The sequence below is a fragment of the Nocardia sp. CNY236 genome (genome assembly GCF_000482385.1).
Lineage (GTDB): Bacteria > Actinomycetota > Actinomycetes > Mycobacteriales > Mycobacteriaceae > Nocardia.
This window is the reverse complement of record NZ_AXVD01000042.1, coordinates 25269-34719: the sequence shown is the minus strand read 5'-3', so window position 1 is coordinate 34719 and position 9451 is coordinate 25269. Positions and strand designations below refer to the sequence as shown.

Here is a 9451-nt window from a genome sequence, read left to right as displayed (position 1 = left end):
CGGCTACATACCCTTCGAAGCCGAGGCCGCGAACCTGTTCTTCCAGCTCGTGTCATCCCGCTACGAGCGGGCCAGCCTCATCGTCACCAGCAACAAACCCTTCGGCCGATGGGGCGAGGTCTTCGGTGACGACGTCGTCGCGGCCGCGATGATCGACCGCCTCGTCCACCACGCTGAAGTCATCTCGATGAAAGGAGACAGCTACCGCCTCAAAGACCGAGACCTCGGCCGCGTCCCCGCGGCCAAGACCAACGACTGAAAACAACGACTGAAAACCCAGGGTGGGTCAAGATTCCAGCGAACTGGCTGGGTCAACATTCGACCGACATTGACACTCGGCGCTTCCAAGCCGGCCAGCATCACTTAGGTCTGTGCTGGCGATCTGCGCTGGCGCAGGGAGATTGGCCGATGACTGCCAATAGAAGCTACACGCAGACTATAGCACGGCCACTTAGACGTCAAGGGGGCGCGTTGACTCATCCAAAATGCCCGCGCAATCGCTTCGTTGCCTCATGTGAGGATGCCCGCGTGCGGCGTGGTGTCGCGGCAGGTCCAGAGGGGTGCGTTAGGGCCTGAGGGATGGGATTGACGATGGCCGAACGTAGGGCTGTGACCGGCGACGATCGCGACTCGCTATCGGCGGGCGGATAAGTCGGGCAAGGCTCAGATCCTCGACGAGTTGTGTGCCACCACGGGCTGGCATCGTGATCATGCCCGCAAGGCGTTGCGGACGGCGTTGCGGCCGAGAGTTGTTCGTCCTGCCGCGCCGCACCCGGCGAAGTATGGGCCGGAAATTGTTGAGGTGCTGGTGTTTTGCTGGGCAGTGTTGGGGATGCTGGCGGGGCGGCGGCTCGCGCCGGTCCTGAGTTGGTGGAGGTGCTGCGTCGTCACAGCGACCCGCGCTACTTCAACACCGCCTGCAAGCTCACCGGTCTGGCACTGCTGTCCTACCGCGACACCCAGGATCCCACTCTGGCCAAGCGTCTCGGCGGCCTCGGCCTGGCCATTCGCAGCGCGACCAGACAGTTGAGCACACGACTGCAACAACACCTCATCGTCTCCAACGACAACCGCCCCGACATGCAAGATCAGAAGCACACATCAGATGAGCAGCAGCGGACTCCCCACACCGGCCGTATGAACGCTCGGATAGCTGTGCTGACCCCGCCAGGGGGGAGGTTGGGACGATCCCTGGTGGCTTCGATGGCGGAGCAGAAGATTGCTCCAGCCGCAGTGTGTTGGTATGCCCCCGACGGCGAAACCGAATCGCTGGCATCGAATTACTCGACGGCGTGGTATCCCGCCGCCCAGGCCCAACCTCCCAACGCAGTGTCGGTGCCCGCCGAGATCGCAGCGGGGCAGGCCCGGTCGTGGCGCCACGTGGTGGATGTACTGCGCATGATGGATATAGACCTGCTCATCCTGTCCGGGATGCCCGTCGTGCCGACACAGGTACTAGCAACAGCACGTCTGGGCGCGATCAATGCCCACAATGGGGCGCTGCCCGCCGTACGCGGTATGGACGCGGTCGGGTGGGCTGTGATCACCAACCAGCCGATCGTGTGCACCGCCCATATGGCGCGCGCCCGAGCCGACACTGGCGAGATCATCGCCACCACAACGATCGAGCCGACGCCGACAGCGACCCTGGCAGCCCGCGTCCGCTCCGCTCAGATTCGGCTGTTGGAGACGGCGGCTGGCCAGGTTGCAGCTACCGGCATACTCCCCGATCTCACCGCCCAGCAGGGGACACCGTGCCGCTACTACCGGCTGCATCCGCACCTGAAGCGGATCCTCGACGCCTCCCCCTACAACAACCATGACGAAGAAGGTGAGCTGGTGTGACCGCGCCTCACTCGAGCTTTGCGTCGCTGAGCGGCATCGATTGGAATGACACCGACTCGATCCTGGCCGGATGTACACCAGTGTTCGACGCGATGAGCACCGACCGGGCACTGTTGGCTTCGCTGATCTGCAAGACCGCTGACGATCCCACCCTGGCCGAGATGTGTGAGGGCTTCGACTTCATGCGGAAACTAGTCCTCTACGACGACCCCACCCACGGTGTGCGCGTACGCCTGCACCTATACCGAGGCGGCTTCTTCGACCGGCCACACAACCACCGCTGGTCCTTCGCCAGCCGCATCTTGCACGGCAGCTATCAGCACCGCATATTTGGCCCTGACAGCGACTTCGACGAGGCCACCGATCCAAATGCGCTGCGCCCTCTACTGACCCGCCACGAGCAACCGGGACACACCTACGCCCTGCACCACACCAGCGTGCACACCGTGTCCGCCGCCACCAACACCGCCTCACTACTGATACGGGGTCCGGCGGCCAAGCAACGGTTCCTCATCCACGACGCCGCCGCCAACGAATTTTTCTGGGTCCGCGGCGCCCAACAGGAAACGCCTGACCAACGGGAGCGAAAACAACTCACCCCAACAGAACTCGCGGGAGCCATCGATGCCGCCCAAACTCTTCTGACCACATGACAGATCTCGACGAGCAAGGGATGCTGTTCGGCGCTCTCGGTTGCGAGCGAGAACCTCGGCAACCCACCGATGCACTGCGGATCTGCGCACTCAATGTCGCCAGTCCCAGCCGTAGCCGGGCGCACAAGCTAGCGCAGTGGCTGCTGACCCGCGGCGACGACGTTCTGATATTGACCGAGATGCGGACCTCTCACGGATGCCGTGACCTGCTGGCCAGTCTTCGTGCCGAGGGATACGACACCGCCACCAATGGCGCTTCCCGCGCGGACAACGACCGCTTCTGCTCGGTAATCGCTACACGCGGCGTGGCCACCACACCCGTTCCCGCCAGCCTCCTCGGCCCCCGTGTCACAGCCGTCGATATCGGCCCCGACACCGCACCTGTACGGGTAGTGGCGGTCTATGCACCAACCAATGGCATGAACAGCGACAGCAGCCGCCGCCGCAGCGTGTTCCAACACCGAGTGATCGACTACCTTCGCCGAATCACCCTGCCCACCATGGTCGTTGCCGGAGACTTCAATGTCATCGAACCCGGCCACAACCCCCGTCTGCCGCAGTTCCAACCCCACGACTACCAGTTCTATATCGACCTGCTCGGGCTCGGACTACGCGACGCATACCGCGAACTACACCCCGAGACCGTCGAATACAGCTGGTTCAGCCGCCGGTTCGGAAATCAACGCATCGACCACACTTTTACCCGGCCCGGAACAAACCAGATCACCGCCTGCGCCTACGACCACAGCACACGCGAGCACGCGGGTTCTGTGACGGTCGGGCAGTGCAGCGGAGCGCTGGAGCGATCCTTGAGCCCGTCGAGCCCTTCGTCCTCGTAGCGGCGCTTCCATCGGTAGAAGATGTTGCGGCTGATGCCGTAGTAGCGGCAGGTCGCGGCCACGTTGCCGCTGACCTCCTCGGCATGCCGAAGCACCGCTAGGCGCCGGTTCGCACGCCGGACCAGATCCTTCTCACTCCATGCACGTTCGGGCACGGGACTCCTTCGTATCAGGAGCCCACAGTGTCAACAACCTCCGTCAGTTTTAGACCTAAGTTTCTTAAGTCGACCAGGGATCGGCAGCTGGAATGCCCGCTGCGGAATACGGGTTCATGTCCCGAGGCTAGGCCCCCGGGACATGAGCGCCGCCTGATGCATGTTCCCGAGCTTCCACCCACATGCGCACATTGTTCACAGTGGCAGCGTAACCGCGCAGGATGGCATGGCTTCCGAGCTCTGGGCACCGCAATCTACGCGGCGATCTGCTGTGGGTCGAATTCTCCTGCGCCCAAACCAGCTTTGAATGCGGTCCATTCCGCCGCCGTGAAGAACAGCGTCGTTCCATCTGCACCTAGCAGTGTCGCTCCGCCGTCGACGGCCTCATCGAAGTGGGGCTGCCCCGGAACAGCTGGCCAGGGGGAACCGCCCAGGACTGCAGCCTGGAACGCACCCCATGCAGCGGCCGGCATTTCGATGACTGGTTCCTTGTCCGGACGATTTCGGGGGTCGCGGCTGTACTTGCTGTCCCGGATGAAGATGGACTCCTCTCCTACCTTTCGGCGGACGAGGACACATTGTCCGCCCCCGTCACTGGCAGATGCCTTGACATACCCGTCGAGGGGCCTGTGCCCTGCCGCGATCGTATTGCTCATGTACTTCACTGCTCCTTTGCAAGAACTTCGGCACTGCGCGCGATGAGTTCACGACTGTCGTCCGGAGGTAGGGCGATCTCGTGCAGTCGCTTCCAGAGGCGTTCGTGGCGGGTTACCTCGGCGTGGTCTCTCAGCAGCACATCGTCGGTTAACGACTCGACCATTACCAGCGGTGGATCACCGGCGGCGAAGTCGTAGATTTCCCAGGGCGATCGAGGAGCCCGCAGTCCGAGCAGCTCGCCACCGACAGGCAGGATGCGGACGTCGATCTGACCGTTTCTGTCGATGAGCTTCAGCAGGTGCTCCAGCTGTTCGAGCATCGCTGGCGTGGGGACGACCCGGCGACGGACAACGGTCTCTTCGACGATGACCTCGATCCGAGGGCCGCCCTCGGTGAGTGCTTGCTGTTGGCGCCGCTCGCGGGCGCGGATTTCGACTGGATTGTCCGAGGAGTGGTCATTGGTGACCGCGGCATCGTGTCGGGCACGGACGTAGGCCGGTGACTGGAGAAGTCCAGGGACCAAGGCGAAGTCGTACCACCGGATTCGGCTGGCGCCGGCTTCGAGATCGGCTGGTAGGGCCTGCCGATCGGATAACCCTCTAAACGCCCGACTCTCCCACCATCCGGCCTGGCCGGCGTCGCGGGCCAGGGCGTAGAACTCCTGCCAGAGGGGCGAATGTTGCTCGACGCCGAGGTGTTCGGCCACCGTCATGATGACATCGGCCGTGACTCGCCGTTGTGCGGTTTCGATGCGGGTGAGCAGGGTTCGGTCGATGTCGGCGGCCTTGGCCACCTGCTGAATTGAGCGGTCTTGCTCTTGGCGCAGGGTGCGCAGTCGGTCGCCGAGGTGCAATCGGCGGCTGTAGGGCGAGAGTCGGTCGCCATTGGCCGAAATAGCAGCATGCGACACCAGTCACACCTCCTCTGCTGCACAGTGACGTTCTGTCACATTCCATATCCTGTCACACGGTACCGCTCGTTGACCGAGCTGACGCAAGGTCAGAGCAAACCCACTCTCCGCGCCGAAGTTTACCGTTTGCCGTGCACAGTGCGTGTCACTGTGCCAACCTGGCGCACGGCAAGACACAGTGACCGCGGAAGGTGGTCGCTCCGTTGACAAGGCCCATGCAGGTGGACTGATGACGACAGCTCAGTGCGACTTCAGGCAACACGGTGGCGTCACTCTGCCGCTGCGCCCGGCACCCACTCACAGCATTCGCGCGCCCCACGCGTACGACCCGGAGGACTGACCATGTCCATTCATCTGGCTTCCGGCCGAACGATCTCGAGCGACCTCACCGCTGTCTCCGCAATCTCCGTCGGGTGCAACCAGTGGGTCGTGCAGCAACTGCGCGGGCGGACACTCACGCTGGACCAGGCGCTGGCCACGATCAAACTGGCCGAGGTGCTTCCCCAGCCCCGCCCGGCAAGCGACGAGGACCATTGTGGGCACAGATCTTCGGCTGGCTCGATGAGCTCGGTATGGGCCACGCCCCGCTCGCAGTGGCCGGTGAGCTCGGCATCGCGTGCCAGCTGACCCCGCTGCCCGCATACCGCGCTCGCCAGCTCGCGAACCAGCGGAGGTTTCCGCGATGGACCTGGTAGTTCATCCCGACGTTCCGGCCCACTGCGTTGGTGGCAAACCGCAGCGCCCGAGCCCGAGCCCGAGCCCGAGCTCGAGCCCGAGCTCGCCGCGGCCGAGCGAGCCTGATGTCCATCTTCGATTCCTCTGGGCCAACCAGGTTTTCGACTGCCGCGGCTGCCGGACCGCGGTCCAGAACTTCCTGCGGAAGTGGTCAGACGGTCACAACCCCGCAATCACCGCCGTCGAACTGCCCGGCGGATTCCTTCCCGACAACCGAATGCCCTGCGAGGAACTATGGCTATAGCCCTGACCGAAACCCCTGCCGCACGCTGCGCGAGGTATGCCAAGGAGAACCATTTCATCGGCGTCGAGGTCAACCAGCACGACCAGATCGTCCTGCGGGCAGGTCACGTCGACGCGATCCAGATGCCTCGGCCACTGGGTGACCGAGTGCGGACCGAGTTGCTCCGACTCCATGAGCCGACCCCGACGATCGAGAACATCGACACCGGATTCTTGACCTTCCTCACCCAACGCGCGCCGACTGGCGATTCACGGGCGGTGCACATCTTGCCCACACTCTTCAAGTATCAGGCAATTCGAACCGTCCACGGTTCGTTGATCACGCTTCCGGGTCCGTCCGACACCCGCCGCATCTGGATGGAGGAGCCGATCGACGAGAACCGCCCCAACTTCGACACCCTGGCCACCATCGTTCTGGAAGCGGCACGCGCCCTGCCGACGGCATGCTAATCATGACCCACACCAATCGCCGCCCACCACATTTCAGTCCGAACAGCATCAGGACTGCCAGTGATGCAGCCAAGGCCATCGTTGGACTGGCTCAGCTCCAGACACACCAACCGCTGACCCTCGCCCGCGTACGAGGCCTGACCGAACCTGTCGAGCAGATCGTCCTGCCGATGCTCGCCGAAGCGATGGACGCAGCAGAGCCAGACATCTTCGCCCGGGTCACAACCGGCTTCCCGGATCTGTCGCCAGCCAGTGAGGTGACCGTGCGGCTACTTCGGCGCGGAGCGGCGCTGGAAGTCCAGATCCACGGGACCGCGAACCCCGTTGACAAGCCGGTGGCCGACACCCTGACTGCTTTCGCTGAGCGCGGCCGCGTCGCACCGCCATCAGGCGGCACGCTGACGTGGGTCAGGATTCCGCTGGCAACGACACCGCCGGTGTCGTTGAGTTCTCGAAGCGTGGCCTCATGAGAGCAATCGCGATCGTCCGCCAGGACCACTCAGGCAAGGGTGTGCAAGCCGAGGTAGACAGCTTGCACACCTTGGCGCGCCGGATGCGGCTGGAACTGTCGGCCCGCGACATCCACATCGCGGGCGACCTGGCCGTCCTTCTGGCGCACCTGAGCTCGGCCAAGAGCGATGTGGTCCTAGTCCCTTCGGAGAGGCACCTGCGCGGGTGGATGGATACCGTGCGGCGAATCGCCGACGTCTGGACGGCGGAACCCCCAATGTGTTGGCCGCGTGGGAGCGGTCGACCGTACTCCATCACCCGGCCTGGTCGTCATCTCGAGGGCGATCTCCACCAGCGCGCAGGGAGCGAGTCCTACGACGAATGGCGTGGTCGATGAATCCCGAACCTAACAGTCCCTCGGCGGAGGTCAGCGCGCCGATGCCAGCCCGGGTCATCCGGCCCTCTGCGGCCCCGGCCACCCCGAATGTCGAATCCCTGGCCTGGCTGCGTCCGGGAACCGGGTTCACCGTGCCGCCGGTCTTGTTCGCAAAGATCACCGATGATCAGGTGACTTCATGGCGCGAGCAGCTCGGCGCCAACGACGAGTACATGGGGAGTTGTGCGCGTGCCTGACTGTGTACTCAGCGGTGACGAATCGATTCCGGATGGAGCTGGCGACGCTGCGGATGCTCGGCCGGTGACTTATGCCGGTGAGCCGATGCTCGAGGTCGGCCATCCCCAGGTACAGGCCCGCGTCGTAGAGTTCGACTCGTGCTCCGGCCGCGAGCGCGGCGGTCGCGTAGTTGGTGTTGGTCGGGACCAGCACCATGCGTTCACGCAGATCCAGGGTTCGGTAGATGATTTCCAGCGCGGTGGCGCCGTGACCGAGTGCCGCTATGACCCCACGACGATCGACACCGGCTTGTCCGACCACTCCGCCATGATCACCACTATCGGCCTGTGAAACCGATCAGGCCACCGGCTCGCTGACCCCACCATGAGCACGAAGTTTGTCCAGGAACCGCATCATGCCCGGGTCGAACTGGTCGGAGGGCTCCCACAACACGGCGTTGTCGATAGGCCACCACCGCAGTTCGCGCGCCTCGGCGGGGTCGCGCCGCAGCGCCATGTCCTCGTCACCGGCGAGAGCGAACCAGAAACTCACATCGGTGTGGGAGCACTCTCCGCGGGTCTGGGTGACGGTCAAGAACAGTGGCTCACCACCGCACACCGGATCGAACTCCGCCTCGATGCCCAACTCCTCGTGCGCTTCGCGCAACACCGTGTGCCGGGGGTCTTCCTGGTCGTCGACATGTCCACCGGGCGGCAACCAGGCGTTTGCCTTCACGTGATCGGCCAGCAGCACCGAGCGTCGACGCCGATCGAAGATCACCGCATACGAACACAAGTGGGTCGGCGGGCCGTCGGGCTTGCGCACGCGGAACAGCGGCGCACCGCTGCCTATCCATGCCAGGACGAACTTCTGCGCTTCCTGCTCCAGGTCATCGAGGGCGGTGATGGAAGCGGCCAGATCCCGCACGACCCGGCGAGCATCGTCGGTAGATGTCACAAGGGTTCCTCCATAGCGGAATGCATCTCGGAAGGCAACCGAGTAACCCTAAAACGCGCCGACGCCCCGGTCGGGCCGGTGCTGGACTCTTCTATCACTCTATGGCAACGCCGAAACCAGATCGTGAGCACCACCTCACCCCAAAGGTATCCACAAAAGTATCCCTGATATGTACCCTGGAGATATCCAGATTGAAGGGAGGTACGCACCATGGGCGCCACAATGTCGTCGATGAAAGTAGAACAGTCGGTGCGTGAGCGCGTGAGCACTCTGGCTCAGGCAGAGGGCCGCACCGTCTCCCAGACCCTCGAGCACCTGCTCGACGAGCACGATCGTCGTCTCCGGTTCGCCGCCGTCGCCGCGGCGTATGCCGAGGTGGACGCCGACTACGTTGCCGAGTTCGATGCCTGGGACGACACCGTCGATGACGGCCTGGACGAGGCTCGGTGAGCGCGGCCCAGCCGTATCGACCTGGGGACGTTATCTGGACCGACCTTTCTCCCGCAAAGGGACACGAGCAGGACGGTCGGCGACCGGCCGTGATCATTTCCACGGCCGACTACCTGCGCGCGGTGCGCAACCTGGTCGTCATCGTCCCGGTGACCACGAGCGATCGCGGGTGGCCTCACCACGTACAGCTACGCGGTGAGGACCTCGGGCTCAGCGAGGTGTCGTTCGCCATGACCGAACAGCCCCGCACGATCAGCACCCACAGAATCAGGAAGGTCGCCGGTTCGGTCAGTCGCCAGAACCTGGCGGTGATCCGACGCTGGATCAGCGACTTCACGGTCATGGAAGGCTGACTGCGAGAAGGCTCCAAGCCCCGGCGACCACGGAAGCTGTCACCGACAGCACACCGTGTTTCCAAGAGCGTAGGAGGGCGTTGAGTGATCCCCGGTAGTCACGCTGTTCCTCGACATCGGAGCCGGCCTACCCACCGCCGA

The 9451-nt window shown here is 64.0% G+C and carries 16 protein-coding genes; 12 read left to right on the top strand and 4 right to left on the bottom strand.

The window, feature by feature from the left end:
* From K940_RS0119450 to K940_RS34165, 4 genes are all read left to right on the top strand, one after another.
* Nucleotides 1–259: ATP-binding protein (locus tag K940_RS0119450; RefSeq protein ID WP_028476999.1), on the top strand; the 259-nt coding region annotated here is incomplete at its 5' end.
* A gap of 554 nt (nucleotides 260–813) precedes the next feature.
* Nucleotides 814–1845, top strand: a complete 1032-nt coding sequence (locus K940_RS0119445) for a formyltransferase family protein (protein ID WP_196812283.1) — start codon at nucleotides 814–816, stop codon at nucleotides 1843–1845.
* A complete protein-coding gene (locus K940_RS29330) occupies nucleotides 1842–2498 on the top strand; it encodes a hypothetical protein (protein ID WP_036529332.1) in 657 nt (218 codons plus the stop codon). Before K940_RS0119445 ends, K940_RS29330 begins: the two co-directional genes overlap by 4 nt.
* A complete protein-coding gene (locus K940_RS34165) occupies nucleotides 2495–3337 on the top strand; it encodes an endonuclease/exonuclease/phosphatase family protein (RefSeq protein ID WP_028478880.1) in 843 nt (280 codons plus the stop codon). The genes K940_RS29330 and K940_RS34165 overlap by 4 nt, the downstream gene beginning before the upstream one ends.
* Here the strand turns inward: K940_RS34165 and K940_RS34160 are convergent.
* The 3 genes from K940_RS34160 to K940_RS0119425 all read right to left on the bottom strand — a co-directional run bounded on the left by K940_RS34160 (nucleotide 3235) and on the right by K940_RS0119425 (nucleotide 5059).
* On the bottom strand, nucleotides 3235–3492 hold the full coding sequence (locus K940_RS34160) for a helix-turn-helix domain-containing protein (RefSeq protein ID WP_196812282.1): 258 nt from the start codon (nucleotides 3490–3492) through the stop codon (nucleotides 3235–3237). The genes K940_RS34165 and K940_RS34160 overlap by 103 nt on opposite strands.
* 254 nt (nucleotides 3493–3746) lie before the next feature.
* Nucleotides 3747–4148 (bottom strand): DUF397 domain-containing protein, encoded by a 402-nt coding sequence (locus K940_RS0119430; RefSeq protein ID WP_231390440.1) that lies wholly within the window; start codon nucleotides 4146–4148, stop codon nucleotides 3747–3749.
* A 5-nt stretch (nucleotides 4149–4153) separates the two neighbouring features.
* Nucleotides 4154–5059, bottom strand: coding sequence for a helix-turn-helix transcriptional regulator (locus K940_RS0119425; RefSeq protein ID WP_231390439.1), 906 nt, complete (start codon nucleotides 5057–5059; stop codon nucleotides 4154–4156).
* A 342-nt stretch (nucleotides 5060–5401) separates the two neighbouring features.
* Here K940_RS0119425 and K940_RS29325 point away from each other — a divergent pair, with 342 nt between their 5' ends.
* The 6 genes from K940_RS29325 to K940_RS0119395 all read left to right on the top strand — a co-directional run bounded on the left by K940_RS29325 (nucleotide 5402) and on the right by K940_RS0119395 (nucleotide 7901).
* A complete protein-coding gene (locus tag K940_RS29325; RefSeq protein WP_036529327.1) occupies nucleotides 5402–5686 on the top strand; it encodes a hypothetical protein in 285 nt (94 codons plus the stop codon).
* A gap of 342 nt (nucleotides 5687–6028) precedes the next feature.
* Complete coding sequence (locus K940_RS29320; protein ID WP_051407375.1) at nucleotides 6029–6487, top strand: hypothetical protein; 459 nt, start codon at nucleotides 6029–6031, stop codon at nucleotides 6485–6487.
* Between the two features lie 2 nt (nucleotides 6488–6489).
* Nucleotides 6490–6957 carry a hypothetical protein gene (locus tag K940_RS29315; protein WP_051407374.1) on the top strand — a complete coding sequence of 156 codons (468 nt, stop codon included), beginning with the start codon at nucleotides 6490–6492 and terminating at the stop codon, nucleotides 6955–6957.
* Entirely contained in the window at nucleotides 6954–7334 is a 381-nt protein-coding gene (locus tag K940_RS0119405) for a hypothetical protein (RefSeq protein ID WP_028478877.1), read from the top strand. The genes K940_RS29315 and K940_RS0119405 overlap by 4 nt, the downstream gene beginning before the upstream one ends.
* Complete coding sequence (locus K940_RS0119400; RefSeq protein ID WP_155980982.1) at nucleotides 7331–7570, top strand: hypothetical protein; 240 nt, start codon at nucleotides 7331–7333, stop codon at nucleotides 7568–7570. The genes K940_RS0119405 and K940_RS0119400 overlap by 4 nt, the downstream gene beginning before the upstream one ends.
* Nucleotides 7563–7901: a hypothetical protein gene (locus K940_RS0119395; RefSeq protein ID WP_196812281.1), complete on the top strand. Its 339-nt coding sequence runs from the start codon at nucleotides 7563–7565 to the stop codon at nucleotides 7899–7901. Before K940_RS0119400 ends, K940_RS0119395 begins: the two co-directional genes overlap by 8 nt.
* A gap of 6 nt (nucleotides 7902–7907) precedes the next feature.
* On the opposite strand, the gene K940_RS29310 is transcribed toward K940_RS0119395, so the two are convergent.
* Nucleotides 7908–8507: an NUDIX hydrolase gene (locus tag K940_RS29310; protein WP_081706493.1), complete on the bottom strand. Its 600-nt coding sequence runs from the start codon at nucleotides 8505–8507 to the stop codon at nucleotides 7908–7910.
* 231 nt (nucleotides 8508–8738) lie between these two features.
* On the opposite strand from K940_RS29310, the gene K940_RS0119385 reads away from it, so the two are divergent.
* Nucleotides 8739–8957, top strand: coding sequence for a toxin-antitoxin system protein (locus tag K940_RS0119385; RefSeq protein ID WP_155980980.1), 219 nt, complete (start codon nucleotides 8739–8741; stop codon nucleotides 8955–8957).
* Complete coding sequence (locus K940_RS0119380; protein ID WP_028478873.1) at nucleotides 8954–9310, top strand: type II toxin-antitoxin system PemK/MazF family toxin; 357 nt, start codon at nucleotides 8954–8956, stop codon at nucleotides 9308–9310. The genes K940_RS0119385 and K940_RS0119380 overlap by 4 nt, the downstream gene beginning before the upstream one ends.
* Nucleotides 9311–9451 lie beyond the last annotated feature (141 nt).